Source organism: Streptomyces sp. NPDC057136 (genome assembly GCF_042670885.1).
GTDB lineage: Bacteria > Actinomycetota > Actinomycetes > Streptomycetales > Streptomycetaceae > Streptomyces.
In genome coordinates, this window is sequence record NZ_JBHUUV010000008.1 from 127405 (window position 1) to 152912 (window position 25508).

The 25508-nt window shown below is 68.6% G+C and carries 25 protein-coding genes; 18 read left to right on the forward strand and 7 right to left on the reverse strand.

Features of this window, described 5'->3' with window-relative positions; translation table 11 throughout:
• Positions 1 to 281 precede the first annotated feature (281 nt).
• The 8 genes from ACFT7S_RS13000 to ACFT7S_RS13035 all read left to right on the forward strand — a co-directional run bounded on the left by ACFT7S_RS13000 (position 282) and on the right by ACFT7S_RS13035 (position 7417).
• Positions 282 to 1466 (forward strand): ATP-binding protein, encoded by a 1185-nt coding sequence (locus ACFT7S_RS13000; protein WP_382730523.1) that lies wholly within the window; start codon positions 282 to 284, stop codon positions 1464 to 1466.
• Positions 1463 to 2308, forward strand: coding sequence for a roadblock/LC7 domain-containing protein (locus ACFT7S_RS13005; RefSeq protein ID WP_382730524.1), 846 nt, complete (start codon positions 1463 to 1465; stop codon positions 2306 to 2308). The genes ACFT7S_RS13000 and ACFT7S_RS13005 overlap by 4 nt, the downstream gene beginning before the upstream one ends.
• A complete protein-coding gene (locus ACFT7S_RS13010) occupies positions 2301 to 2684 on the forward strand; it encodes a DUF742 domain-containing protein (RefSeq protein ID WP_382730527.1) in 384 nt (127 codons plus the stop codon). Before ACFT7S_RS13005 ends, ACFT7S_RS13010 begins: the two co-directional genes overlap by 8 nt.
• Positions 2685 to 2687: 3 nt before the next feature.
• On the forward strand, positions 2688 to 3248 hold the full coding sequence (locus ACFT7S_RS13015; RefSeq protein WP_382730530.1) for an ATP/GTP-binding protein: 561 nt from the start codon (positions 2688 to 2690) through the stop codon (positions 3246 to 3248).
• A 10-nt stretch (positions 3249 to 3258) separates the two neighbouring features.
• Positions 3259 to 4623, forward strand: a complete 1365-nt coding sequence (locus ACFT7S_RS13020; protein WP_382730532.1) for a cytochrome P450 — start codon at positions 3259 to 3261, stop codon at positions 4621 to 4623.
• Positions 4624 to 4715: 92 nt separating this feature from the next.
• Positions 4716 to 5963: a cytochrome P450 gene (locus ACFT7S_RS13025; protein WP_382730535.1), complete on the forward strand. Its 1248-nt coding sequence runs from the start codon at positions 4716 to 4718 to the stop codon at positions 5961 to 5963.
• Positions 5960 to 6757, forward strand: coding sequence for an enoyl-CoA hydratase/isomerase family protein (locus ACFT7S_RS13030; RefSeq protein WP_382730538.1), 798 nt, complete (start codon positions 5960 to 5962; stop codon positions 6755 to 6757). Before ACFT7S_RS13025 ends, ACFT7S_RS13030 begins: the two co-directional genes overlap by 4 nt.
• Before the next feature lie 138 nt (positions 6758 to 6895).
• Entirely contained in the window at positions 6896 to 7417 is a 522-nt protein-coding gene (locus ACFT7S_RS13035) for a hypothetical protein (protein ID WP_382730541.1), read from the forward strand.
• Between the two features lie 66 nt (positions 7418 to 7483).
• Here the strand turns inward: ACFT7S_RS13035 and ACFT7S_RS13040 are convergent, their stop codons facing one another.
• Complete coding sequence (locus ACFT7S_RS13040; RefSeq protein WP_382730543.1) at positions 7484 to 8050, reverse strand: hypothetical protein; 567 nt, start codon at positions 8048 to 8050, stop codon at positions 7484 to 7486.
• Positions 8051 to 8161: 111 nt separating this feature from the next.
• On the opposite strand from ACFT7S_RS13040, the gene ACFT7S_RS13045 reads away from it, so the two are divergent.
• Positions 8162 to 8902, forward strand: coding sequence for a hypothetical protein (locus tag ACFT7S_RS13045; RefSeq protein WP_382730545.1), 741 nt, complete (start codon positions 8162 to 8164; stop codon positions 8900 to 8902).
• Here the strand turns inward: ACFT7S_RS13045 and ACFT7S_RS13050 are convergent.
• The gene (locus tag ACFT7S_RS13050; protein WP_382730548.1) at positions 8899 to 10557 is read right to left on the reverse strand and encodes a tetratricopeptide repeat protein; all 1659 of its coding nucleotides are present in this window, start codon (positions 10555 to 10557) and stop codon (positions 8899 to 8901) included. The genes ACFT7S_RS13045 and ACFT7S_RS13050 overlap by 4 nt on opposite strands.
• Positions 10558 to 10711: 154 nt before the next feature.
• On the reverse strand, positions 10712 to 12121 hold the full coding sequence (locus ACFT7S_RS13055) for a DEAD/DEAH box helicase (protein WP_382730550.1): 1410 nt from the start codon (positions 12119 to 12121) through the stop codon (positions 10712 to 10714).
• A gap of 251 nt (positions 12122 to 12372) precedes the next feature.
• On the opposite strand from ACFT7S_RS13055, the gene ACFT7S_RS13060 reads away from it, so the two are divergent.
• Positions 12373 to 13194, forward strand: coding sequence for a hypothetical protein (locus tag ACFT7S_RS13060; protein ID WP_382730553.1), 822 nt, complete (start codon positions 12373 to 12375; stop codon positions 13192 to 13194).
• On the opposite strand, the gene ACFT7S_RS13065 is transcribed toward ACFT7S_RS13060, so the two are convergent.
• The 4 genes from ACFT7S_RS13065 to ACFT7S_RS13080 all read right to left on the reverse strand — a co-directional run bounded on the left by ACFT7S_RS13065 (position 13124) and on the right by ACFT7S_RS13080 (position 17197).
• Positions 13124 to 13852 (reverse strand): lysophospholipid acyltransferase family protein, encoded by a 729-nt coding sequence (locus ACFT7S_RS13065; RefSeq protein ID WP_382730555.1) that lies wholly within the window; start codon positions 13850 to 13852, stop codon positions 13124 to 13126. The two genes, ACFT7S_RS13060 and ACFT7S_RS13065, sit on opposite strands and share 71 nt — an antisense overlap.
• 74 nt (positions 13853 to 13926) lie before the next feature.
• A complete protein-coding gene (locus tag ACFT7S_RS13070) occupies positions 13927 to 14658 on the reverse strand; it encodes a DedA family protein (RefSeq protein WP_382730558.1) in 732 nt (243 codons plus the stop codon).
• A gap of 39 nt (positions 14659 to 14697) precedes the next feature.
• A complete protein-coding gene (locus ACFT7S_RS13075; protein ID WP_382730559.1) occupies positions 14698 to 15327 on the reverse strand; it encodes a lysophospholipid acyltransferase family protein in 630 nt (209 codons plus the stop codon).
• A gap of 277 nt (positions 15328 to 15604) precedes the next feature.
• Entirely contained in the window at positions 15605 to 17197 is a 1593-nt protein-coding gene (locus ACFT7S_RS13080) for an MFS transporter (RefSeq protein WP_382730562.1), read from the reverse strand.
• Positions 17198 to 17484: 287 nt separating this feature from the next.
• On the opposite strand from ACFT7S_RS13080, the gene ACFT7S_RS13085 reads away from it, so the two are divergent.
• The 8 genes from ACFT7S_RS13085 (at position 17485) to ACFT7S_RS13120 (ending at position 25480) form a co-directional block, all read left to right on the forward strand.
• Entirely contained in the window at positions 17485 to 18189 is a 705-nt protein-coding gene (locus ACFT7S_RS13085) for a lysophospholipid acyltransferase family protein (protein ID WP_382730564.1), read from the forward strand.
• An 88-nt stretch (positions 18190 to 18277) separates the two neighbouring features.
• Positions 18278 to 18580: an acyl carrier protein gene (locus ACFT7S_RS13090; protein WP_382730566.1), complete on the forward strand. Its 303-nt coding sequence runs from the start codon at positions 18278 to 18280 to the stop codon at positions 18578 to 18580.
• The gene (locus ACFT7S_RS13095) at positions 18577 to 19782 is read left to right on the forward strand and encodes a beta-ketoacyl-[acyl-carrier-protein] synthase family protein (RefSeq protein ID WP_382730569.1); all 1206 of its coding nucleotides are present in this window, start codon (positions 18577 to 18579) and stop codon (positions 19780 to 19782) included. Before ACFT7S_RS13090 ends, ACFT7S_RS13095 begins: the two co-directional genes overlap by 4 nt.
• A 101-nt stretch (positions 19783 to 19883) precedes the next feature.
• Positions 19884 to 21146 carry an acyltransferase family protein gene (locus tag ACFT7S_RS13100; RefSeq protein WP_382730571.1) on the forward strand — a complete coding sequence of 421 codons (1263 nt, stop codon included), beginning with the start codon at positions 19884 to 19886 and terminating at the stop codon, positions 21144 to 21146.
• Complete coding sequence (locus ACFT7S_RS13105) at positions 21143 to 22387, forward strand: flavin-containing monooxygenase (protein ID WP_382730573.1); 1245 nt, start codon at positions 21143 to 21145, stop codon at positions 22385 to 22387. The genes ACFT7S_RS13100 and ACFT7S_RS13105 overlap by 4 nt, the downstream gene beginning before the upstream one ends.
• A complete protein-coding gene (locus ACFT7S_RS13110) occupies positions 22384 to 23364 on the forward strand; it encodes a 3-oxoacyl-ACP synthase III family protein (RefSeq protein WP_382730576.1) in 981 nt (326 codons plus the stop codon). Before ACFT7S_RS13105 ends, ACFT7S_RS13110 begins: the two co-directional genes overlap by 4 nt.
• Positions 23365 to 23414: 50 nt before the next feature.
• Entirely contained in the window at positions 23415 to 24656 is a 1242-nt protein-coding gene (locus ACFT7S_RS13115; RefSeq protein ID WP_382730578.1) for a cytochrome P450, read from the forward strand.
• Positions 24653 to 25480: an aldo/keto reductase gene (locus ACFT7S_RS13120; protein ID WP_382730581.1), complete on the forward strand. Its 828-nt coding sequence runs from the start codon at positions 24653 to 24655 to the stop codon at positions 25478 to 25480. The genes ACFT7S_RS13115 and ACFT7S_RS13120 overlap by 4 nt, the downstream gene beginning before the upstream one ends.
• The last annotated feature ends 28 nt before the right edge of the window (positions 25481 to 25508 follow it).

The following is a 25508-nucleotide window of genomic DNA, read 5'->3' on the forward strand; positions in this document are numbered from 1 at the left end:
ACGCGAGGACCGGCCTCGACGGAGGCGAACGCTCTTCAACACGCTTGCAAGCAGGGCTTGTTGGCCGATATCGGGGCCATGAACGACCTCGGTTGAGGGAGAGATTCCGGTGATAGCATCCGGGCATCTGTGATCTTGATCCACTCGATCCAGATGCTGATGCGCGATCGGCGGCCTGCTCTCCACGCAACAACGGCTGGGCAGTGCCCAGCCGCTGTATCGCGAGTCCTCGCGAGGTGTATCCGTCGCCGTCCGCCTGCCATGCGCCGGGAAAGGTTTCCATGATTCGAGATGCACTTGTGTGGTGCCTGGTTGCGGTGGCGGCGACAGCCGTCGTCGCGGTCGTGGCACTCGCCGCCCGCAATAGAGCTCTAGGGGCGAAGAAGCAACAGACCGAGGCCGAGCTGAGGGGCCAGCTCCACATATCGGACAGTCAACTGCATGTCTCACGAGCCGAGTTGCAGAGGTTCAGGAGCGAGCAGGACAGAACCCTCCGGGAGGCCAAGGAAGCGGCCGAGGAGAACACCAAGGCGGTCCTCAAGGGTGCCGCCAGCTTCCTGCAGAGTCTCGCGGCGGAGCAGACGACCCTCCTGGACGGCATACAGCGCAAGTACGGCGGCCACGCCGTGCTCAGCGACCTGCTGGAGGTGAACCACGCCAACGCCCAGATGGCGCGCAAGGCGCAGGGCATCGCGGTCATGTGCGGTGCGCCGCTCGGCCGCCGCAACAGGCCCGCCAGCGTCTACGACGTGGTGCGCAGCGCCCAGGGGCAGATCCGTAACTTCCACCGCGTCGCCATCATGCAGCAGACCGGTCTCGCGCTGAAGGCGTCCGCGGTCGCACCCGTGGCCCTCGCCGTGGCCGAACTGCTCGACAACGCCGCCAGCTTCTCCCAGCAGGACGCACCGATCGAGGTGACGTTCCAGCGGGTCCAGAACAACCTGTGCATCGTCATCGACGACGCCGGTGTGAGCATGAACGACGAGGACCGGCAGCGGGCGACCGAGCTGCTGTCCGGCGATGTCGTTTCCCGGCTGTCGCAGCTCGGCAACCAGCCGAAGTTCGGTTTCCCTGTGATCGGCCTGATCGCGCGTCAGTACGGCTTCAGGGTGGATGTCACCGGAGTCTCCCGGTACGGCGGCGTCCGGGCCGTCGTCCTGCTGCCCGAGGAGCTGTGGACCATGGAGGAGACGCCGCCGGCCCAGGAGGCCCCCGTCAGCAGCATCCTGCGTGCCGAAGGACGGCCCCAGACCGGGACGACGCGTACGACGCACGGTCTGCCGAAGCGCGGAGCCCGCCAGGCACCCATAGCGAGCGTGCCAGACCCCGAGGCCACGCCGTCGGCGCCCCGGGCTCCCGAGGGGACGGGCCGTACCTCCGGACGCAGCCTGGGTGCCTTTCAGCGCGGCACGCTGTCCGGCCGAAACCTTGATGCCACGTCGCTCGAAGGGTCCGAAGACGCATGACCGCCGACCTGTCGTGGATGCTCGAGGACATCGTGCACAACGTGCCCCGGGCACGGCACGCCGTCCTGCTGTCCGCGGACGGCCTTCCTCGTGGGGCCACGAAGGGCCTCGCCGAGAAAGAGGTGCGTACGATCTCCGCCGCCATGGCCGGGATGCAGTCGCTCAGCCGGGCCACGGCTCACTTCGCCGGACCTGAGGAGGACCGGCAGTGGAATCAGACGATCATCGAGTTCTCCCACGGGTGGAGCTTCCTGATCGGAGCAGGGCAGGGTGCGTATCTGGCCGCCGCCGCAGCGCCCGATGTGGACATGCAGCAGATCTCCTTCCGTATGCACCGCCTCGTCGCCCGGCTGGGCAACAACCTCACCTCGCCGCCGCGGGTGAACGCGGAGGACGACGCGGGTACGCGCAGCACCGGCGCGGCCCGGCGTGAGAGCGCGGGCGCCCCGGGGTTCGTGCTCGCCGACCTCGACCAGGTGATCGCCGATGTGCGGGGTGCCCGTCACGCCGTACTGCTGGGGGCCGACGGACTGCCCCGCGGGGCGACCAGCGGGCTGAACAGGGATCTGGCGGACACGATCTCCGCGGCCATGACGGGCATCCACGCCTACAGCAGGGTCACCTCGCAGTTCGCGGGTGTGCTGGAGGGCGCCGAGTGGCGGCAGACGGTCATCGAGTTCCAGCACGGCTGGATCTTCCTGATCGCGGCCGGTACCGGGGCCTTCCTGGCTGCCGCTGCCGAACACGACTGCGACATCGAAGAGTTCACCACGCGTCTGCACGAAGTGATCCCGAAACTGACCACGTCGGCAGCGCAAGGAGAGGGGGCAGGCCATGCCTGACGAACCCGAGCAGGAGCTGGAACTGACATCCCCGTTAGTGCCCCTCTTCGTGATCACGAACGGACGGGCGCTGCCCCCGGACCACGAGTACGAACACACCACGCTCGTCATGGCGGCACAGGACGCGACGGCCGCGGCGCGCACGCTTTCTCCGGAAGCGGGCCAGGTCATGGACCTGGTCGCCGACGGCTTCCTGTCCGTGGCCGAGGTGGCCGGCCATACGCACCTGCCGCTGGGCATCGTGCGCATCCTGCTGGCGCAGCTGGAGGAGGACAGCCTCATCCTCGTGAGAAGGCCGATACCGCGCGCCGAGCGTGTCGACAGAGAACTGGTCAGCGCCGTACTCGAAGGCCTGAAGAATCGATTCGGAGCGTAACGCGTGTACCTGGATCCAGACGTCTCCCATGCGGTGAAGATCCTCATAGTGGGGCACTTCGGGGTCGGGAAGACCACCTGCATCGGAAGTCTCTCCGAGATCGAGCCACTGCGGACCGAAGAGGAGATCACCGAGGCCAGCGAGGGTTTCGACGACCTGTCGGGTACTCCTCACAAGAAGACCACCACCGTGGCCATGGACTTCGGCCGCCTCACCCTCAGTGACACGCTGGTCCTCTACCTCTTCGGAACGCCCGGCCAGGAACGTTTCAAGGAGATGTGGGAGGAACTGTCCCGGGGCGCGCTCGGCGCGCTCGTCCTCGTCGACCCCGAGCGGCTGCACGAGTCCTTCCCTGTCCTGGACCTGGTCGAGAGCTTCGGCCTGACGTACGCCATCGGCGTCAATCACTTCGAGGGCACCACGGACTACCCGCTCGACGAAGTCCGCGAGGCGCTGAACCTGACTGCCGACACCCCCGTCGTGAAGTGCGACGTACGCGACGAGAACACCTCGGCGCAGGCACTCATCACCCTCGTCAAACATCTCATGTCCCTACTCGGCTAGGAGCGCCGGAATGCAACAGCCGCTTGACGCACAGGAGATACCCCCCGGATGCCCCGCACATGGGAACGTCCAGCTGTACGGCCCCTCGTTCGGAGCCGACCCCGACGGCCACTACGCGCATCTGCGTTCGTTCGGCCCGAGCGCGCCCGTGGACATCGCCCCGGATGTCCAGGTGGAGCTGATCACCAGCTATGACGCCGCCCTGTACGTCCTGCAGAACCCCGCGTCCTTCGTCCGCGACTCCCGCCGCTGGAACGCGCTGAACGAAGGGCGCGTCCCGGCGGACAGCCCGGCCCTGCCGATGATGAGCTACCGCCCCAACGCGCTGTTCAGCGACGGCGCGGCGCATGCCCGCCTGCGCCAGGCGGTCACGGACAGCCTCGCCACGGTCAACGAGCTCCAGCTCGTCAGGCAGACACAGCAGTCCGCGGACTACCTGATCAGCCGCTTCAGCTCCGAGCCCCGTGGCCAGGCGGAGCTGATTGCCGAGTACGCCCAGCCGCTGCCGCTGCTGGTGTTCAGCGACCTGTTCGGCTGCCCGCCCGAGATCGGTGACCGCGTGATCGCCGGGATCAGCGGCATCTTCGAGGGGACCCCCGGGTCCGACGAGGTGCTCGGGGGTGCGCTCACCGAGCTCATCGCTCTGAAACGGCGCCGCCCCGCAGCGGACCTGACGACGCGTCTGATGGAGCACTCGGCCCAGCTGACCGACGAAGAGGTGCTGCACCAGCTCGTGACGCTGCTCTCCGGTGGCACCGCACCTCTTACCGCTGCCATAGGAACCAGCAGCGCGCTGTACCTCGGCGATGAATGGCAGACCGGACTGCCGGTCGAGGACGCCATCGCCCAGAGTCTGTGGAACTACGCACCGATCGCCAACTACGCGGCCCACTACCCGACTCACGACGTCGAACTGGGCGGCAGGCTGCTCCGGGCCAACGACCCGGTGCTGGTCTCCTTCGCCGCGGCCAACACCGACCCGAAACTGACCGAGCACCGCCAGCAGCTCAGCGCCAAGGCGCATCTGGCCTTCGGCGCGGGCCCCCACGCGTGTCCCGCCAAGGACCCGGCGTTCATGATCGCGGTCACCGCCGTCGAGACTCTCCTCAACCGGCTGCCCGACGTCGAGATGCGCGTTCCGTTCAAGACGCTCACCTGGGCGCCGACTCCGTGGAGCCGCTCGCTGGTGACCCTCCCGGTCCGCTTCACCCCGCGAGCGGTGTCGTCGGCAGCTGCCGAGCCGGCCCGTCCGCAGGCCCAGGCGTCCCAGCAGTCGACACCCGCCGCCCGGTCGTCCCGGCCGACGACCTCTGCGGCGCCGCAGCACAAGGGGGGCATGTTCAGCCGCTTCCTGGCGTGGACGAGAGGGGAGTGATTTAAGTAACCTCTCGTGACTCCTGTGTAATTGGATGCTTCAACGATCTTGTGGGTATGCATGGCGGCTGGTTCTCAGAAAGGAGCCGCCACATGGGAGTTATCACGACTCCGTCGTATGACCGCAGGGCGTCCGCCTCCCTCTTCTCCCGTCTACGGACGGCAAGGGGGCAGGCCGACCCCTTCCCGATATACGACGAGTTGCTGTCGAGGGGCGATGTCAGCCTCGCCCCCTGGGGAGGCTCCATCGTGACGAGCTTCGCCGTCTGCGATCAGGTGCTGCGCAGCCGTGACTGGCTGGAGCCCGACAAGCGGTGGCGCGAGCGGCAGGGTTCGGGCACGCGCTGGAACGCTTCCTCCTCGCAGGAGATGAGCAACACGCTGGCCGCGCTCAATCCCCCGGACCACACGCGGGTGCGCCGGGCGGCCGGCACGTTCGACCGGGCCGCCGTGGAGCGGATCGGCCGGACCGTGACCCGGACGACGGATCAGCTTCTGGACTCCCTGGCGGAGCAGTTGCGCGAAGGGGAGGCGGACTTCGCGGCCCTGGTGGGCGAGGAACTGCCGGTCGCCACCATCGGCGACTGGCTCGGGATCCCCGCCGCCGACTGGCCTCGCCTGCGGCAGTTGACCCACGATCAGGTCTTCACCCAGGAACTGCTTCCCTCGGCGAGCCAGCTGGCCGGATCGGATACGGCCACCGCCGAACTGCGTGCCTATTTCATGGCTCTGGTGAGTGACCGGCGCGCCCACCCCGGTGAGGACCCCGTGTCCCGCTGGATACAGACGTGGGACTCCATGGAACCCGACCAGGACAAGGCCGACGAGGCGGTCTACTTCCTGGTTCTGTTCGTTCTCCTGGCTGCCCTGGAAACCACCGCGACACTCCTCACGACCATGACACTTCTGCTCGTCGAGAGCCCGGAACGCTGGGACATGGTCGCCGACCACCCCGACCTGGTGTCCGCGTTCGTGGAAGAAACGTTGCGTTACGACCCGCCCACCCATGTCATCAGCAGGGTCGCCGGCGAGGACTGCGTCCTGGGCGGTTTAGAGATACGCAAGGACGAAATGGTCCACCTCATGGTGGGAGCGGCACACCGGGACCCGGCCAGGCACAGTGACCCTCACCGGTTCGATCCCCTGCGCAAGCCGGCCCACCTCGCCTTCAGCGGAGGCATCCACTACTGCCTCGGTGCGCCGCTGGCCCGGCTGGAGGCGCAGATCCTTCTCCGACAGCTCATACGGCGCCTTCCCCGCCTCACGCTCGTGCGCCGCCCGGCGATGGCTCCCCGGGTGGCGTTCCGGCGCCTGCTGAATCTGGATGTCGCCTTCGCATGACCGAAACAGCCCGTAATCTCCCCAGCCCCCCCGGCAAGGCGATACGCGTCGAGCAGGACGGCCCCGTACTCCATGTCCGCCTCAATCCGTGGGAGCAGGACGACACACTGGGCGTCGCCGTCCTCGACGATCTCCTCCTCCTGCTCGACGACCTCCACGAACGCCCGGACATCCGCATCCTGACGCTGTCGTCCATGGGCGCGGACTTCTGCCTGGGCGCCGACCGCACCGAGTACCAGGAGACGCTCCTCGCGGACCCGACCGGAGCCGGACTGCGACGCATCGCGGACAAGGCCCACCGCCTGTGCCAGGCACTGGAAAGCACCCACGCGGTCACCATCGCCCGGCTCCACGGCCGCGTGATCGGCGCCGGGCTCGCGCTCGCCTCGTTCTGCGACCTGCGCGCGGGCGCGGACACCTGCCGCTTCCGTATGCCGGAGGTCGGCATCGGACTCCCACCCGCCTGGGGAGGAGCGATGGGCCGTCTGGTCTCCGAGGCCGGCGCCGCCCGCATCCGCGAACTCATGCTCACCTGCGATGTGTTCGACGCGGACACCGCCCACCGGCTCGGCCTCCTCCACAAGACCGCCCCGCTCGACCGGCTGGACGAGGTCGTCGCTGCCTGGACGAGGCCCCTCGTCCGGCGCTCGCCGGAGGCCCTCGTCCTGACCAAACGCATGCTGGCCGGCTACGCACGGGCCGACCGAATGGCAGATGCCTCGCTGCTCGACTCCCACCTTCTGACGGCCCACATCAACCAGCCCCGAGGACCGGTTCCGGCCGGCGCCGGGTGAGATAGCCGGGTACAGGTGCCGCCGCACCCTGTGTGATCCGCATGCGTGCAGGTCACATAGGGTGCGGCGGCGTCCCGGCCCGGGAAAGGGCGAACCTTCTTCCTACGGACGGCATCGGCACGTGACAGGCTGAGCCACATGATCAGCGAAGCCGTTGAGCCACGTAGAGAACTGTTCCTCCGAGGCGACCTGGAGGCCGCAGACGTGGTCAGCGCCCACCGTGAGGCGCTTCGTGTCCTGCGGGACAGCATCGAGACCGCTCACGTCGACGCCTACAGCGATATCGCGTGGCCGCAGGACGTTATCCCGGCGTACGAACGCGCGTTGTCGATGGCCAAGAGCCAGTTGACCGAGGGCGTCCGGTCGGCCGAGGCCGATCCCGGCATGGCGATTGACGTCGCCGTCCACGACGACGCGCAGTTCGACGTGCTTCTGGCCTTGGCCCCCTTCACAATCCATGCCGAGGCGTGGCGACACGGTCAGGAGATCTTCAGCACGGCCGACACGGGCACAGCCCTGTGGATCGCTGTCACCGCACAGCAAGAGGTTCAGCTCATGTCACGGCTCGGTGCGCTGGGTATCCCCCAGACGGCGTTCACGGCCCAACGTCCCGAGAGACGAAGGCTGTTCGCCCGTTGGTCACGGCACCGGAGCGCGTAGCCACCTGCCTCCGGAGCACGCCCCCCGTCGGGATCAACTTCCGGAACCCGGGCATCCGGTTGCCTTCTAGCTGAGCTCTTCGGCTCCGGAGCGAAGATCGTGCATCGGAAACGTCGTGATCGAGGGATGCGCCGCGCAGGATTCCCCATGCAATTCTTCGGGGCGCAGAGCCCAGGCGATGGCTTCGCCGGCGCCGCAGTAGGAGGGGTCCAGCCAGAACGTGACCCTGGTTCCGTACGGCTCGGACGCCGTGCACTCTTCCCAGGCGCCCGTCGGCGTCGTCCCGGCGAGCTCCTGGCGGTAGCCCCGGCCGTCCAGCCAGACCTCGACAACCGTACGGACACTGAGTGCGGCAGCCGCGGCGGGAACCCGTCGCTCCTTGTCGAGCAGGGAATCAAAGAATCCGGGAAGCGGCCTTCCCTGCTCGTCCACGCTGTGGCGTCGGTTGTCCTCCACGGTGAAGCCGAGGTCGGCGGTGATCTCGACACTGATCCGTCCGTGAGTGCCGTCGCCGTGGTGCAGTGCGTCCCAGACCACCCGCTGAAGCACCTCGGTGGGAAGCTCGGGACTGTGCCGCCCGACCCCGAAGTACATGGCCGGCCTGGCCCGCACGTGATCCTCGAAGGCAACCACCCGAACCAACTCCCCTACAACGAATGAGGCCCACACAGCCATGGAACATCCACCATGATGGGAACCTGATCACCCTGGAATACGGGCGCGTCGGCCAAAGGAGACCAGGCTGTGTTCGCACTACTGACCAAACTGGCAGAGCTGCTCGCTCAGTTCGGGACCGGTTTCCTGACGCTCCGACGCACCGCCAAGGACACGGACGTGGCGGCTGCGATGCTCCGCTGCGCAGTGGCTATGCAGGACCTGTGCGTACGCGGTGACCGGCTTCTGGCACTGGTCGAGGAGATGCTCGACGGTTCCACGCCGCCCGGTCCGGCCCAGGAGTTCGCGGACATGGTGGACCACCAGGCCAGGGAGATTGGCTCCCTGCGTGCCGCCCTGACCGACTGCCAGGCGTTGATGGCCACCGTCGATGCGACCATCTACGTCCAGCTCGCGACCTTCCTCGACGCGAAGTCCGGCCTCATGACGCGCTGGGGTCAGCAAGCCGCTTTGAGCCGGTTCTCGACGACGACGTTGTTCTTCTTGCCGGCAGAAACCCTGAACCGCGTCATCGCGATCGGAGGGGCTCAGGCAACCCAGGACGGGCTGACTGGCGATCGCACGGACTACCTGCTCGCTATCGCCGAAGGCACGCGAGCGGCACGGTCCCACGAGGTGCGCGACTTGAGCCGTGCGGTGGCGGCGCGACATGTATCCGTTGTCAGGGACGAGGTCGTGACTGCCAAGGCCGATCTGATCCACGCCGGTGATCTGTGCGGTCAACTGCTGGCCGCTCTGCAGGAGGCAGTGGGCCCAGAGGCCATGGCGCGCCTTCGGCGGGAGCTGGTGTCGAAGCCGAGCCACCGCTAGAACGGGCCGGGCCGCCCCTCGGCCGGTGCGTGGACCTTCGCGAACAGTTCGGGGTCCTGCGGAAATCCGGCTTTGGCGAACGCGACACTCCCGATGTCGGTGGCCATGATTTTGAGACTCCTGAGGCCGAGCGCTCTGGCGAGCTGCTCGGTGTTGTACTGCAGGCGCTGGAACAGCCCCCTTCCCCGCGCACCCGCCATGATGCGGATCTCGTCGATCGTGATCTCGCTCGTACGGAAATCGAACCGGAGCTGAAGAACGGCCTGGCTCTCCCCGTCATTTCGGAGCACCAGGTCCGCGCTACCGGCACCGTCCGGATAAAGGGTGATGTCCGCCTGCGCCCCGATCAACCGGTCCGTGAGCAGATCGGTGAACCTCGCCGGGGTGATCGGCATCAATGTCTTCCAGGTCGCGACGAACTCCTCATCCAGCTGGGCGACGAGCAACCTCGATTCCAACGCCTCGAAGTCCCCCACGGTCAGGGCCCCGACAACGGTGCTCTCGTCCACCCGTTCCTCACGCACGGACGGAGTCAAGGTCATGCTCGACGCGCTACGCGTCAGGTGCTCCCACACCGGATCCTTCGGGAAGGGCGGCAGGTTCCAGTCGCCTGCACGCGCCTCCCAGCCTCGCTGCCACCACGCGACAGCTCGAAGCGACCGCAACCCGAACCGGACCGCGCCCGCGATGACGCAGCGCACGAGCAGACCCGTCCCCGCCAGCACGTCGCTGTCCGTCCCACCGGCAACCGCGGCCATGGCGAAGCGCTCGGCGTCCGCGACCATTTCGGCATAGCTGATCAGCAACGGTGCGTTCGAAATCACTACAGGGATCGGCGACTGGAGGACCACGACCGGATCCTCCGGCGCGAACAGCACATTGTCCGCGAGGACGATCAACGGTCTGACGTCGTCGCCCTCGATCATCACGAACTCGAGCGCCGCGTCGCCCATCGGCGTGTAGCTCTTCGTGAGGCGCTTGACGTCGCAGACCGGCACGCTGAGCGACTCGCCGATCGCGGGGATGGCGACGGACACCCGTCCGCCGGACACGCGCGGCTCCAGTCCCAGTACCTCGGCGAACGCGGACGCGATCTCGCGCGCCATCGCGGCGTCGTCCTCCTCCCGGTGCGCGTTCCGCTCCAGCATGTCGCGCATTCCCGCGAGGGATTCGAGGTTGCCGCGCACAGTCTGGGTCAACGAGTGGCCTTCACCCAGGACGCGGAGACAGTCGACGAGGCCCTGCTCGAACGTCGCAATGCCTCTCCTGCCCTGACCGGCCGTGACGTACGCGGTGGCGAGATCACTTCGCGCGGAGAGAGTGCCGGGATCGTTCACCCCGGTGACCCGCACCCGCTCGGAGACCGCCAACTCGTATAGGGGTAAAGCCAGTTCAGGACGACCGTCAGCAAGCCACCCGGAGAACCAGATGGAGGCAAGGTCGGTGAGTGTGGAAGCCGTGAGGCGATCATCCGCGCCGAGGGCACGCACCACCCCTGCGAGGAGCTGTTCCTGGAGCCCGAACGCTTTCACGTACTCCCGGGCCTGGTAATACGCGTGGGCCAGTTCCCCACGAGCAACCAGGGTGCTCGGGTGGCCCTCACCCAGCGTGCGGACGTTCTCGTCGTGTAAGCGCCGGAGATCTTCGATGCCCATGCCTACCGCCTTCTCTCATTTCCGAGCAGGGCTCGGACCGAAGGCGCCCACCGAATGGACGAGTTGGGTAGCCCGAGGGAGTCTCACCCCCTCGGGCTACCCAATCTGCAGCTGCTCCGAATCCTGGCGCAGGTGTCAGCACTGGTGGGACGGGTCAGCGCCCCTTGCGCACCCGGGCGGCCGCGCGTGCTTCCGCTGTCTTGCGGGCCTCGGACGTCTTGCGAGACTCCTTCGGGCGGCCCGGACGCGTGCCGATGCCACGGAAGGGGGCGTTGCCGCTGCCCTTCCCTTCGATCGGCGGGCGCTTCGCCCCGGTGATGGCGGTCAGCTTCTCCTCACCGGAGTGCACCTGTGTGACAGTCGGCCGGATCCGGGCGTCGGTCATGATCCGGTTCACGTCTCGCCGCTGGTTGGGGGTGACCAGCGTGACTACGTTCCCGGATTCCCCGGCGCGTGCCGTGCGCCCGCCACGGTGCAGGTAATCCTTCGCATCGGCCGGCGGGTCGACGTTGACGACAAGGTCGAGCGCGTCGATGTGAATGCCTCGCGCCGCCACGTTGGTGGCCACCAGCACGGTGATCTCACCGTCCTTGAACTGGGCGAGCGTGTGTGTGCGCTGCGGCTGCGACTTCCCGCTGTGCAGGGCGGCAGCCCGTACGCCGCTGGCCCGCAGGTGCCGGGTGAACTGGTCCACACTGGCCTTGGTGTCCAGGAACATCAGGACTCGGCCGTCCCGCGCGGCGATTTCGGTCGCGATCGCGTACTTGTCGGCGGCGTGGATGTTCAGCACATGGTGTTCCATCGTGGTGACCGAGCCCGCCACACGGTCGAGCGAGGCGAGCACCGGCTCGTGCAGGTAGTTCCGCACCAGCTGGTCGACGTTGCGGTCGAGCGTGGCCGAGAACAGCAGCCGCTGCCCGTCGGGGCGGACCTGGTCCAGGATTTCCGAGACCTGCGGCAGGAACCCCAGGTCGCACATCTGGTCCGCCTCGTCCAGCACCGTGATCCGCACCTGATTCAGGTGACAGTGGCGACGCGACACCAGGTCGGTCAGCCGCCCCGGCGTCGCGACGACCACTTCGACGCCGGTCCGCAGCAGCGCCGACTGCCGGTTGATCGACAGCCCGCCGACCACCGTCGCCATGCGCACATTCAGCGCCTGCGCGTAGGGCGCCAGCGCGTCGCTCACCTGCTGCGCGAGTTCCCGGGTCGGTACCAGGACCAGTGCGAGCGGTCGCTTCGACTCCGCTCGCCTGCCTGCCGTCCGGACCAGCAGCGCAAGCCCGAAAGCAAGCGTCTTGCCGGAGCCTGTCCGCGCGCGGCCGAGGACATCACGGCCGGCCAGCGCGTTGGGCAGGGTCGCCGCCTGGATCGGGAAAGGCTCCTTCACCCCGAGGCCGGTCATCGTCTTCGTCACCTCCGGCGGCAGCCCGAGTGCGTCGAAGGACTCGACCGGCGGCAGGCCCGGGGCCGCCGTCTGCGGCGTCGCGAGTTCGCCCTCCGGCGCTGTCGCCCACTGGGGTCTTCCGGCACGGGACCCCGGGGCCGGCGGCTTCGCGTTCATGGACAACCTTCCTCACTCTGGCGCCCGGAACGCACCGGGGCCCGTACCCCTCGGTACGGGCCCCGGCGGTGTCGAAGCGTGCCCCCAGTTTACCAGCGGGCGCCCCGACGCATACCGGTCCGGACGGCCGGCGCCCGAACGACAGGGCAGGGCCGCCCGCCGCCTCACGGACGTGCACTTCGCGGCCGCGGACGCGGGACGGACAGCCGCTCGTGCCATGTCCGTCCATGGCGTCTCATTGGGGAGCGGACATGACAACGGTTGACCAGGAGGCGGAGCTGTGGAATGCGGCAGATCACGCGGCGTCGCCCGAAGAGCCGGCTCGACGCATGGAGCACATCGCAAGGGTGCAAGGCGTCGACCTGGGCAAGGTGCGGACCGTCTCCGGATGGGACGCCGGGGCCGAGGTGATCACCGATCGCGGAAGGGTTGTCGTGTCCCCTCAGCCGGAGGATGCCACGTTCCGTGTGCGTATCCTCGACAGCCGCGTTTCTGCGTGGTCGGAGGGCTGGACGAGCGACCTCGCCGCGGCGGTGGGAGTCGCGGGCCTGTGGCGCCGGGGTGGCCGTCTGCGGGAGCTGCAGGACCGCGTCCCGTTCATGAGTCGCAGCGAGCTGGCACAGGCGTTCGAGGACGGCGACCCCATCCTCACGAAGTGGCGCCAACTCCTTTCCAGTGAGTGGCATCTGCGCGATCGGCTGCTGCTTCAGGCGGCCCATGCACACCGTGAACTGCCCGCGTTCCACCCGGATATGAGCCAGTGCAGCCTGATGCTCAGCCGCAAGCCGTTCGACTTCGAATCGGGCCTCGTGAAGATCATGCCTCTGTCGGGAGACAACTACCGAGTGACCATGTGGCCGGTCGTAGTGGGCGCGGTCGTCATCCGGGTTGTCGGGGTCCAGGTCGGCGGTCCTCACTACCGCCCGGGCCCCGCCGACTCCAGTGGCTCGTACACAGCCTCGGCCGGACGGTCGACGTCGGTGGAACGACGGGTTTCAGCTTTCACGTGCCGTTCCCTGGCGGGCGCTGCTCCCCGCGGATCTCCTCCAGCAGGGCCACGATCGCGTCCATGATCCGGTTGCTGGCCTCCCTGAGCACGGGGACGGTCAGCCCGGCGTCGAACAGGTCCGAGAGGTCCACCGGGGGCCCGGCGTGCACCACCAGGGTGGGTCGTGGACGGAATCTGACCCGTCTGCCTCCCCTGGCGTAGGGCGGCGCAATCTCGTGGGCGCCCCACTGCGCGACCGGTATGACGGGGGCCCGCGTCATCAGGGCCAGTCGGGCCGCCCCCGTCTTCGGCTGCCCCGGCCACAAGTCCGGGTCGCGGGTGAGCGTCCCCTCCGGATAGATGGCCACGCACTCCCCCCGCCGGACCGCCTCGTACGCCGCCCGCAGCGAGTCCGCCGCCCGGGAGCTGCGCCGCTCGACGGGAATCTGGCCGGTCGCGCGCAGCACGGCGCCCAGGACAGGGACCTTGAAGAGCGATGCCTTGACGAAGAAGTGGGGCGGCTTGCCGCTGCTGTACTGGAAGTGTCCGTAGGCGAGAGCGTCCACATAGGAGTTGTGGTTGATCACCGTGAGGTAGCCCCCCGCCACGGGCAAATGATGACCGCCCCGCCACTCGCGGCGCGCGAGAACGCGGGAGGCCGCACGCACGACGACGGCGATCAAGCGGTAGGTCACCCCGATTCTTCCGGGCGATGCGTTCTGCGGATCCGTGTTCTCGTCCATGTCCCTGTCCGTACGTTCCGTATCCCGAGCCCGGCCGTGTCAGCACGCTCGTGATCAATGCGTCCAGCTCCGGATCAGTGCATGGCGCCGGTCCCGGCGCGGTCGGCAGCGGCCCCGTCGGGCGCGGCATCCGTCCCGGCGGGACGTGCGGTGGCCTCGGCGCGTGCGACCCTGCGGGTGCGGACTATCTCGATCAGGACCGGGAGCATCGAGACGCCGATGATCAGGAACACCGCGGGCAGCAGATAGTTGTCGATGCTGCCCTTGAGGGTGTCGCCCAGGCGGTAGCCGAGCAGCAGAATGCCGACCGTCCACACCAGGCCCCCGACCGTGTTCCACACGAAGAAGATGCCCGCGCGGATTCCCAGAACCCCTGCCACCGGGTTGAGGAACGTCCGCACGACAGGGATGAAGCGCGCGAGGACGATCGCCTTGCCGGCCCCGTAACGGCTGAGGTACGCCTCGGCCTTCTGGACGTACTCCTGCTTGAACAGCCGGGAATCGGGACGCGCGAACAGCCTCGGTCCGATCCTTTCGCCGAGCAGGTGCCCCAACTGCGCCCCGGCGACGGCACAGATGGGTGTCCCGATGAGGAGCATCGGCAGGGAGAGGTGGAAGCCGGGTCGGTCGAAGACCTCGGCGGCCGCGCCGGAGGCGCCCACGCCGGCCAGGAACAGCAGGGAGTCGCCGGGCAGGAAGAAACCGACCAGCAATCCGGTCTCGACAAAAATGATCACGAAGATGCCCGCCAGCCCGAAGGCGGTGATCATCGACTGGGCATCCAGCACATTCACGGCAAGGTCCACGGAGGACTCCTCGGAAGGGGATGGGGGCGTGGTCCCGCCTCAGGTGGCTGCGGACGTGGCGTAGACGGGGACGTACTCCTGGCCGGAGAGCGCGGCGACGGCATCCGTGACCGTGTCGGCCGCGAGGCGTCTGGCCCGCGCCTCACCGGCCCGGCCCGCGAACTCCGTCAGATCCACCGGTGTCCCGAAGGCAATCCGGACCCTGGCCGGGTGGGGCAGGTGCCGGCCGGGCGGGAGCACTTTGTCCGTGCCGAACATGGCGACGGGCACCACCGGTGCTCCGGATTTCAGCGCCAGCCACGCCACTCCGGTACGGGCTCGGTAGAGCCGGCCGTCCGGTGACCGGGTGCCCTCCGGGTAGATGCAGAAGACACCGCCCTGTTCCAGGACCGCCAGACAGGGGTCCAGCGAGGCGACAGCCGCCCGACGATCGGCTCGGTCGACGGGGATCTGGCCGCTGCCGTTCATGAACGAGGACGTGAACTTCCCCATCAGACCGCTTCCCCGGAAGTACTCGGCCTTGGCCATGAACGTGACGTGGCGGTCCAGGACGAGCGGCAGAAATGTGGAATCCACGATCGAAAGATGGTTGGAGACCAGAATCGCTGCCCCCGACTGCGGCACGTTCTCCAGGCCGGTCGCCTCAAGACGTACCGCTGCACGCAGCAACGGACCGGCTATTCGCCTGAGTTGTTGATAGATCGGCAACTTCGAGTTACTCCGCTCTGTTCCCGCATATCGATGAATGAGCGATCGGACATACATGCGCAGGCTCGACGAATATTAGACAGCACCCATCGGTCGGTCAAGTGGGGTTAATCCGCTGAGGAATTACTGAATTTCTACCGCCTGGTTCGCTAAGTTCCGACTAAAGAGAAAGCGCCCCGTCCGCTCCTGCCGAGGCGGGAGTGGACGGGGCGCTGTCCGAAAGAGGTTGCAGGAAGCGTCAGGTGCGCTTGCCCCGCACCCCCAGCGCGGCGACGAGTGACCCCGCGAGGGCCACGACCACCGCCGCGCCGAGTGCATATGTCATCGCGTCCATGAAGACGGAGGAGCTCAGCTGCTCCCAGGCCGCCGCGAGTTCGGCGGGCATGCCGGCGACAGGACGGTGCAGGCCGACCGAGGCCTCGTCGATCGCCCGGGATACGACATCGGGGTCCACCGGAGGGCCGCCCGCCCGGTCGAGTTCGGCGCCTACGAGGACCTCGGCCCGGCCGGCGAGCATCGTGCCCATCACCGCGATGCCGATGCCGCTGCCGATCTGCATGCCTGTCTGGTGCAGCCCGCCCGCCAGTCCGCCCAGCTCCGGCGGCACACTCGACACAATGATTTTGGTGGTCCCGACCAGGGCCGGCGCGAGCCCCAGTCCCAGGGCGAACAGCAGCAGGCTCAGCTCCAGTGAGCCGGCGTGCGGCCCCAGCCGGGACAGCCCGTAGGTGGCGGCGGCAGTGACCAGGAGTCCCGCGCCGACCACCACTCGGGCCCCGGCCCGCCGCATGGCGAAGCCCGACAGGGCGGCCGCGACGATCAGGGTCCCGGTGAGCGGAAGCACGTGGATGCCGCCGGCGACAGGATCGAGCCCCAATTGGTTCTGGACGTAGTAGGAGAGCACGAACAGGGTGCCGATCATGGCGAACGACAGCGTGATGACCAGGAAGAATCCGACGCCGAGCGCCGGCGTCCGCAGGAGGGCGGGAGGCATGAGCGGGTCGCGGACGCGCTTCTCGATGCGCGTGAAGACCCAGGTGAGGGCGAGGACGAGGACGACCAGCCCGGCGCTGCGCAGGTCGAGCAGACCGTAGGAGGTGATCTTGGAGACGCTGAAGAAGAGGGCGAACAGGACGGTCGCCAGGACAGCGGCGCCCACGAAGTCGAAACTGCGCGGGCTCGACCGGGTGATGTGGCGCGCGGGCCTGCCGCGCCACAGAAGCGCACCCGCCAGCACGGTCAGGAGCCCCAGAGGGACATTCATCATGAAGACCGCTCGCCATGAGACGTGCTCGACCAGCAGCCCGCCGACCACCGGGCCGGCCGCGGTGGAGGCGGCGATCGCGGCGCTGCGGATGGCGATGGGCATGTCGAGCCGGTCGTCCGGATAGGTCTCCCGCAGCAGCCCCAGCGTGGCCGGCTGGAGCACGGCTCCGCTGACTCCCTGCAGTACCCGCAGGCCGATCAGCCAACCGGCGTCGTGGACCCCGGCGATCAGCCCCGAGGTCACGGCGAAGCCGGTGACTCCGATCAGGAAGGCCCATCGGTTGCCGATTCGGTCGCCGATGCCCCCGGAGATCACCAGGAGGCTGCCGACCGCGAGCAGGTAGCCGGTCGTGACCCACTGGACCTGTTCCAGGCTCGCCCCGAGGTCGGCCTGGAGCGCGGGCTGGGCGAGCAGAACGACGGTGCCGTCGAGCGAGACCATCATGGCGCCCAGAGCGGCGACGGCGAGTGTCAGCCATGCTCTTCGCGGCTCGAAGTCCGTATCGGGTGGCACGGCACTGGGCGGCCTGCTCCCGCCGACACTCGAGTCGTGGATACGTGACATGGGAACCGCCTAGAACTCCGCGCCGGTGAGGATGGAACGCCCGCGACGATATCCGAGGCAGTGCACAGGGCAACGGTTCTCGGCCGACTCCTGACCGCTCGCCAGGCCGCACCGGTGCGGGCCCGGGCCGCCACGGCGGGCCGGAGACGGCAATCGGTAAGGGTGGACCGGGTCCCTCGCTAAAGCGGATCAATGAGCGCGGTAAAGCCCTTCGAATCGGCCTTGAGTTGCGCTCGGAGGCTTCGACATAGTGGGCCGCCGAGACGGTGTCCGACACGGACCCGAGAATGAATTTTTCCCTGGGGGAAGTCATGGCCGGCCGTGAGATCATGCGCAAGGTTCTGTCGGGTCTGGCGGTCGCCTATTTCCGGCCCCGCATCACAGGCATGGCCCATATCCCAAAATCCGGTCCATTCGTCGTCGCGGCGAATCATCTGTCGTTCTCGGACCACATTTTCCTGACCGTCTTCGTGCCCCGCCCGGTGTACTTCGTGGGCAAGGCCGAGCGGCTCGGCAGGAAGGGGCTCAGGGGGCGCCTCAGCAGCTGGTTCTTCGAGCAGGTCGGCATGATCCCGGTGCGCCGGGACGGCGGCCGCGGTGGTGTCGCCGCCCTGGAGACCAGCCGTGAACTCCTGGAGCAGGGAGTGGGGGTGGGAATCCATCCCGAGGGCACCCGTTCGCCCGACGGCCGGCTGTACCGCGGACAGACGGGCGCCGCGTGGCTGTCCCTGGTGACGGGGGCTCCCGTTGTGCCGTGCGGCCTGGTCGGCACCGACCGGGTCCAGCGGCCGGGGCGGCTGCTGTTGAAGCGGACCTCGTTCGAGGTGCACTTCGGCGAACCGCTCACTCCCGCCGAGTACGCCGGCCGGGAGAAGCAGAGCTTCAGCCGCCGGCAGTACACCGACCGGATCATGCGCGAGATCGGGGCCCTGTCGGGTCAGGAGCTCGCTCCCGAATTTGCCGTCAAGGGCGCGGCGTTGGCCGCCGGGTGACCTCCTTCCCGGTCGGCACCGCCCGGGCCGGCCACGAGCGGCCCGCCCCGGCCCACCTCGATACACCACTCTCCGATGGGAGTCACAGATGACCACGTCCGACATCACGGACAGCCCGCTGCGCTCCGCCGCCACGGCCGACGCCGACAAGGCGGCGAACCTGGAGCTGATGGCCTCACTCATCGCCGAAATCACCGGCCTGCCGAAGGACAAGGTCGTCCCGGAGGCCGATCTGATCGAGGATCTGTACATCGACTCGGTGGCGAAGATCGAGCTGATGGTCGCCTGCGAGACCCGGTTCGGCGTCCACATCCCCGATGACGTCGTGAACGAACTGCGCGACGTCGAGGCGGTCCTGGACTACCTGGCCGAGCACAAGGCGGCGTCATGAGCATTGCCGTCACGGGGGCGGGCGCCGTCACACCCGTCGGTACGGACGCGGAGAGCTTCTATCGCGGCCTGCTCTCGGGCAGGTCCGGCATCCGGCTGCTGGACGGGCCCGGGCTGGAGGGGCTGCCGACCCGGCTCGCAGGGACCGTCGATGTCGAGGGCCGCCTCGACAGGATGACCGCACGGACGATAGAGCGCGTCCAGCAGCTCGCGCTGATCGCGGCCCGCGAGGCGTGGCACCAGGCGAAGGCTGCGGATGTGGCGCCCGAGCGGCTCGCGGTGGTGATCGGCACCAGCATCGGCGGTGTCCAGGCCGTCCCCCATCAGTTCCAGGTCCTTCAGGATCACGGGCCGCAGCGCATCAGTCCGTACCTCATGTCCCAGCTGATGCCCAACGCCGCGGCCGCCGGCGTGGCCATGGATCTGGGGGCGCTGGCGGGGGCGCACACCCCCGTCAGCTCCTGCGCCTCCGGTGCGCAGGCCATGGCCATGGCCATGGACCTGCTGCGGCTGAACCGGGCGGACGTCGTCGTGGCGGGCGGGGCGGATTCCTGCCTGCATCCGATGACTCTGGCGGGCTTCGCCCAGTTGCGCGCGCTCGCCCGTCGCGACGACGACCCGTCCACTGCCAGCCGGCCGTTCGACCAGGACCGGGACGGCTTCGTTCTGGGCGAGGGCGCGGGCATGCTGGTGCTGGAGCGGGCCGAGCACGCCGAGGCCCGGGGAGCTGCGGTCCTGGGCACCCTGCTGGGTGCGGGCGCCACGTCCGATGCGTATCACCTCATGGCCCCCGACCCCTCGGGCAGCGGCGCCGCGCGGAGCATCGAGATCGCACTGCGCGACGCCGGTGTGACGGCGGCCGACATCGGCCATGTGAACAGCCATGGGACGGCGACGCCGGCGGGGGACCTCGCCGAGTCCCGCGCCCTGAACCGCGCGCTCGGCCGTCACCGCCCGGCGGTAACGGCCACGAAGTCGTGCACGGGACACCTGCTGGGCGCCTCCGGGGCCGTCGAGGCGGTGGCGACCCTTCTCACCCTGCGGGACGGACTTGTCCCCGCCGTCCGCAACCTCGACCGGCCCGGCGATGGGATCGATCTGGACCTGGTGCGTACACAGCCCCGCGCGCTCCAGCACCGCGTCGCATTGTCCACGTCGTTCGGCTTCGGCGGCCACAACACCGCCCTGGTTTTCGCGCGCTGATCGCCCGACCGGCCGATCCCCGGACCGCCTGAAGGCCCGGCCGCCAGATCACGGGCATCGCCGGAAGACCTACGAGACACGAAGCACACGGGAGTATCTGGATGACCACGCCAAGCCCGGTGAAGGTGCCGGTCGAGACCCCACAACTCCGGCCCAAGGGCCCACCACTGCTCGATTCCCTGACCGGCCTGCGGGGACTGGCCGCCATCCTGGTGTTCTTCTTCCACTTCACCACCTTCAGGATGGTGTTCGGCGACAGCGGCGGCCTGGAGTTCGCGCCACTGACCCGGCCCCGCTTCCTGACGATGAGCGGCAACTTCGCCGTGGGGAGCTTCTTCATCCTCAGCGGTTTCGTCCTGGCACTGACCACCCGTCAGGGGACGAGCATGGCCAACTTCGCGGCCAAGCGCGTCGGCAAACTCGTACCGGTCTACCTGTTCACGTCCGTGCTGGCCATTGCCGCCATCCTCCTGATCGGCATGCCGATCAGCGTGAACAACGTGGTGCTGCACCTGACGCTGCTCCAGTCCTGGGTGCCGTTCCAGGACATCTATCACGGAGTCAACCCCGTCACGTGGTCGCTCAGCACCGAGGGCTTCTTCTACCTGCTCTTCCCGGTGGCCCTGTTCCTGGTCCGCCGACTGGCCACCCGGGCCCTGTACTGGCTCCTGGGTATCGCGGTCTTCCTCGAGTTCGCCCTGCCGCTGTACGTGATGAAGTACTTCGCGGTCGGTGACACCGGCGGACACGAGACGTACATGAGCACGGGGTCCAAAGGCGGCGACCTGGCCTACTGGTTCACTCTGCCGTTCCCGCCGTACCGCTTCCTGGAGTTCCTGGTCGGCATGATCGCCTGCATCCTGCTGATGCGCGGGGTGCTGCCCACCGTCCGGCTCGGCTGGGCCTGGTCGCTGTGCGCCGTCGCCTATGCGGTCGGTACGTACGTCCCGGGGCCGCTCCAGCGCACCGCTGTCGGGATGGTCCCGCTGACGATCCTGGTGGTCGCTCTGGCCCAGGCGGACTTCGCCGGCCGGACCTCGCTCCTGCGCCGCCGGCTCTTCGTCGAACTGGGGAAGCTCTCCTACGGGATGTACGCCATCCAGCTCCTCGTCTTCCTTCCGACCGGGCCCTTCGTCGTGCGCGGGCTGTCCGAGGCGCTGTCGCTGCCGACCGAGACGCTCGACGGAGCGCTCTACCAGATACCCATCGCGCTCGCGTATTTCCTTCTCATCATTCTCCTCGCCATCCCGATCTACCGGTACATCGAAGTGCCCGCCTACGACTACGCGAAGAAGCTGTACCGCGACCGCGAGGGCTCCGATCTGTTCGCGGTCCCCGGCACCTCGGAGGGACGGTCCCAGTGAAGGTCTGTGTCATCGGTTCGGGCATCTGCGGCATCGCCGCCGTACGCGAACTCCAGCGCCACCTTCCGGCCGGGTCCCTGCACTGGCTCTCCGAGGACCCGGAGGCCGGGGGGCTGTGGAGCTCCTCCTCGCGGCGCAGCCGGGTGTACGACGCCCTGTACCTGAACACGTCACGGGAGCGAAGTGCCTTCACCGGCAGTCCCATCCGTGCGGAGGCTCCGGTCCAGTACCTCCACCACTCGCGCTATGCGGCCTACCTCGAGGAGGTTGCCGCCGAGTGCGATGGCGCCGAGCGTCACTGGGAGTGCCGGGTGACGTCGGTCGACCGGCATCCGGACGGTGGCTGGCTGGTCCGCTGGGTGGGGCCCGACGGCGCAGCCTCGGAGGCGGAGTTCGACGCTGTCGTCGACGCCACGGGGCACAACGGCGAACCCCGGGGCCCCCAGGTCCCGGTGGCCGCCGATCCGGTCTACGCGTACGCGCACTCGTCGGCGTACCGCAACCCCGAGCCGTACCGCGGCAAACACGTCCTGGTGGTGGGGAACGGCGCCTCCGCCGTCGACATCGCCTGTGACCTCGTCGCTGTGGCGGCCGGTGTCGGCATCAGCATCCGGACACCGAAGTGGCATCTGCCGAAGGCGATCCTGGGCAAGCCGATCGACCACTCCTCGGACGGCCGGCTGCAGCATGCCCCCCTCGTCGGCGGGCTCGCCGCACGGGTGGCGGAGTCGGTCGTGCGGCGGCTCGTTGGCTCCTACGCCGCGTACGGCCTGCCGAAGCCCGGCAAGCCGCTGTCCGCCTCGACCCCTGTGCTGAGCGACCACTTCCTGTCGCACCTGAGCCATGGCCGCTTGCACGTATACGGCCGGGTCGCAGCCCTGGAGCAGGAGGCGGTGCAGTTCGCCGACGGGACCGCGGAGAAGTTCGACGCGGTCATCGCCGCCACGGGGTTCAGCGAGAGCTCGCCGCATTTGCCGGCCGACGCGCAGCGGGTGCTGCGCGAGGACCGGCTCGGTCTGGCCCTGGAGGTGCCGGGATGCGGCGGCCTGTTCCTGATGAACCGGTTCCGGTGCGGCGAGGCGGCGGTCCGCTGTGCCGAGCCCCAGGCGGCGGCCGTCGCCCGCGCGCTGAGCCGGCCGCGGTCCGGCACGGGCATGCCACCGGGGGTCCCGGCCCCCTCGGGAGCCGGTTCCCGCGTCACCGCCCACACCCTAGAGAAGGTCTACGAGGCATACCGATGAAGACAGCCGAGCAGCGGATGGGTGTCGCGGGCCTGGGGTGGCACGTCCCCGGTCTGCGCATCGACAACGAGACGATCTCCCGGTGGAGCGGCGCGGACCCCGGGTGGGTCGTCAAACGCACCGGCGTGGAGGAGCGCCGGTACGCGGCAGCCGACGAGCCGACTTCGGCACTGGCGGCCCGGGCCCTGTCCATGGCCCTGGAGGACGCGGGACTGCGCGGCGAGGACCTGGCCGGGATTGTCGTCTGCACATCCACCCCGGATCAGCCGCAACCGCCGACTGCGGCCTTCGTCCTGGCTCGCCTGGGCCTCACGGGGATCCCCGCCTTCGACGTCAACGGCGTCTGTGCCGGGTTCCTCTATGGGCTCGGTGCGGCCGAGGGGTGGCGCCGCCGCGGCCCGGTGGCCCTCATAGGCGCCGACAAGTACTCGTCGATCGTGAATCCGGCGGACCGCAGGACGGTGAGCCTGTTCGGCGACGGCGCCGGCGCCGTCATCCTCGAACCGCCGGCCGAGGACTCCGGACTCATCAGTGTCGTGGCCCGGTGCCAGCCCGAGCACCTGGACCTGGTGCGGGTGCGCGGCGGTGGCAGTGCGCTGCCGCTGCGGGACACGGCGGACCCGCTCGCCGACCGGTTCGAGATGGAGGGGCGCTCGATCGTCACCTGGGCCGAGACAGCCCTGCCGGTCGTGGCGCACCAGGCGTGCGAGGAGGCCGGGCTGACCCTGGCCGACATCGACCGGTTCGTACTGCACCAGGGCAGTACGCGCATGGTCGAGCTGTGCACCAAGTGGCTCGGGGTGGCCCCGGGCAAGGTGGCGCTGTCGGCGGACCGGTTCGGTAACACCGGGGCCGCCTCCATTCCCCTGACCCTCGCCATCGAAGTGCAGCAGGGGCGCATCAGGCGAGGCGACCGCGTGATGCTCGCCGGCCTCGGTGGCGGAACAGCGGCGTGCGCCGCCGTCGTGAAGTGGTGAGCCCGCACGAGGCAAGCCGTCCAGCAATGAGCCGTGAAGTGGTGAAAGAAATGACTGTTGATGTGAACACCGGTGCCTCGGAACGCCTCGAACTGCCCGACCTCCCCCAAGGCGCCGCCGCCGGTTGCCCTTTCGCCCCGCCGCAGGCGGTCGCCAAGCTGCGCGAGGAGAGCCCGCTGACCCAGGTGGCCATGCCCGACGGCACGTCGGCCTGGCTGGCCACGAGCTACGAACTGGTCCGCGAGATCCTCACCCTTCCGGGGTTCAGCGTCAATCCGAAGGCGCCGGGTTTTCCGCGCTGGAACTTGCCGGGCGGGACGGATCTGCCCCTGAGCATGACGCACGCCGATCCGCCCGAGCACCCGCGGTTGAGGGGCATGGTCGCGGCTGAGTTCACACCCAAGCGCATTGGCCGGATGCGCCCCGACATCGAACGGATCACCCGGGAGCGGTGCGAGGCCATCGAGGCCCTCCCCCAGCCGGTGGACCTCGTCAAGGAGTTCTCCACCCCCATTCCTGCCATGGCCATCAGCCTGCTGCTCGGAGTTCCGGCCGGCGAACTGGACTTCTTCGAACGCAACGTCAGGATCGTGCTCGCGCACGACGAGTTGGAATCGGAGGAGCGCGACCACGCGAAGCTGGAGCTGCTGCAGTACGTGCTGAAGCTGATCGAGCTCAAGCGTGCCGAGCCGGACGGCAACCTGCTCAGCATGATGATCAGCGACTATCCCGAGCTGAGCGACATCGAACTGGTGTCCTTCGTGGCGCTGCTGCTCTTCGCCGGTTTCTCCACCACGGCCCATCAGATCGAACTGACCGCCCTGACACTGATCCAGCGACCCGATCTCGCGGAACGGGCACGTCAGGACCCTTCGGTCATCCCGGCGTTGGTGGAGGAACTGCTGCGCTACCACTCCATCGTCCGGGACTCACCACGGCGGGTGGCCATGGAGGACGTGGAACTGGGCGGCGTCACCATCCGTGCGGGTGAGGGCGTCATCACTTCGGTCCAGGCGGCGAACTGGGACGCGGCGGCCTTCCCCGACCCGGACGTGATCGATCTCGACCGCCCGCGCAGCCCTCGCCACCTCGCGTTCGGCCATGGGATCCACGTCTGTCTGGGCGCCGCGATGGCCCGGATCGAACTCGAGGTCGTCCTGGAGCAACTGGTGACGCGCTACCCGGACATGAAGCTCGCGATCCCGGAGGACGAGATCGCCTTCCGTACCACCACCCACCTGCACGGCTGCTACGCGCTGCCGGTCGACCTCGGGCTGGAGGAGGGGGCGTGACGGACCGCGTGACCCTGAACACCGGCGCCACGGTCCCCCGGCTGGGCGTGGGCACCTGGCAGATCCCGGACGACCGGGCGGAGGCTGTCGTCGGGAACGCGCTGGAGGCCGGCTACCGCAGCATCGACACGGCCACCAGTTACCGCAACGAGCGCGGCATCGGGGCTGCTGTCGCCGCCTCCGGCATCCCGCGCGACGAGGTCGTCGTGACGACCAAACTGTGGAACGGCGACCACGGCACCGATGAGACCCTGCGCGCCTTCGACGCGAGTCTGGAGCGCCTCAGGCTCGACCATGTCGACCTGTACCTCATCCACTGGCCCCTTCCCATGCGCGGCCGGTACGTGGAGACATGGCGCGCGCTGGAGAAGATCCACGCCGACGGCAGGGCACGGGCGATCGGGGTCTCCAACTTCACGACCGGGCACCTGGCCCGGCTGATGGAGACCTGCGACATCGTGCCGGCTGTCAACCAGGTGGAACTCCACCCGCTGTTCCCGCAGCAGAAACTGCGGGAGTTCCACGCCGCCCACGGCATCGCCACGCAGGCATGGAGCCCGCTCGGTTCGGGGCAGGGGCTGCTGGACCTTCCGGTCCTCGGCGAGATCGCGCGTGCGCACGGCCGCTCGCCGGCCCAGGTGGTGATCCGCTGGCATCTTCAGCTGGGCAACCTGGTCATCCCCAAGTCGTCGACGCCGAGCCGCATCGCCGAGAACTTCCGCGTCTTCGATTTCGCTCTGGACGAGGGCGAGATGGCCGCGATCGCGGATCTGGACAGCGGTCGGCGCTGGGGGCCTGACCCGGACACCTTCGACTACGGATGAGGGCGCGCGCATCCGCCGGACCGTCAGC

Coding starts and splice junctions, on each gene's coding strand:
- ACFT7S_RS13065 (WP_382730555.1), bottom strand. CDS start 13,852: ATGGACGAGAACACGGATCCGCAGAACGCATCGCCCGGAAGAATCGGG.
- ACFT7S_RS13000 (WP_382730523.1), top strand. CDS start 282: ATGATTCGAGATGCACTTGTGTGGTGCCTGGTTGCGGTGGCGGCGACA.
- ACFT7S_RS13055 (WP_382730550.1), bottom strand. CDS start 12,121: ATGAACGCGAAGCCGCCGGCCCCGGGGTCCCGTGCCGGAAGACCCCAG.
- ACFT7S_RS13030 (WP_382730538.1), top strand. CDS start 5,960: ATGACCGAAACAGCCCGTAATCTCCCCAGCCCCCCCGGCAAGGCGATA.
- ACFT7S_RS13095 (WP_382730569.1), top strand. CDS start 18,577: ATGAGCATTGCCGTCACGGGGGCGGGCGCCGTCACACCCGTCGGTACG.
- ACFT7S_RS13085 (WP_382730564.1), top strand. CDS start 17,485: ATGAATTTTTCCCTGGGGGAAGTCATGGCCGGCCGTGAGATCATGCGC.
- ACFT7S_RS13110 (WP_382730576.1), top strand. CDS start 22,384: ATGAAGACAGCCGAGCAGCGGATGGGTGTCGCGGGCCTGGGGTGGCAC.
- ACFT7S_RS13035 (WP_382730541.1), top strand. CDS start 6,896: ATGATCAGCGAAGCCGTTGAGCCACGTAGAGAACTGTTCCTCCGAGGC.
- ACFT7S_RS13060 (WP_382730553.1), top strand. CDS start 12,373: ATGACAACGGTTGACCAGGAGGCGGAGCTGTGGAATGCGGCAGATCAC.
- ACFT7S_RS13050 (WP_382730548.1), bottom strand. CDS start 10,557: ATGGGCATCGAAGATCTCCGGCGCTTACACGACGAGAACGTCCGCACG.
- ACFT7S_RS13020 (WP_382730532.1), top strand. CDS start 3,259: ATGCAACAGCCGCTTGACGCACAGGAGATACCCCCCGGATGCCCCGCA.
- ACFT7S_RS13100 (WP_382730571.1), top strand. CDS start 19,884: ATGACCACGCCAAGCCCGGTGAAGGTGCCGGTCGAGACCCCACAACTC.
- ACFT7S_RS13115 (WP_382730578.1), top strand. CDS start 23,415: ATGACTGTTGATGTGAACACCGGTGCCTCGGAACGCCTCGAACTGCCC.
- ACFT7S_RS13005 (WP_382730524.1), top strand. CDS start 1,463: ATGACCGCCGACCTGTCGTGGATGCTCGAGGACATCGTGCACAACGTG.
- ACFT7S_RS13080 (WP_382730562.1), bottom strand. CDS start 17,197: ATGTCACGTATCCACGACTCGAGTGTCGGCGGGAGCAGGCCGCCCAGT.
- ACFT7S_RS13090 (WP_382730566.1), top strand. CDS start 18,278: ATGACCACGTCCGACATCACGGACAGCCCGCTGCGCTCCGCCGCCACG.
- ACFT7S_RS13025 (WP_382730535.1), top strand. CDS start 4,716: ATGGGAGTTATCACGACTCCGTCGTATGACCGCAGGGCGTCCGCCTCC.
- ACFT7S_RS13010 (WP_382730527.1), top strand. CDS start 2,301: ATGCCTGACGAACCCGAGCAGGAGCTGGAACTGACATCCCCGTTAGTG.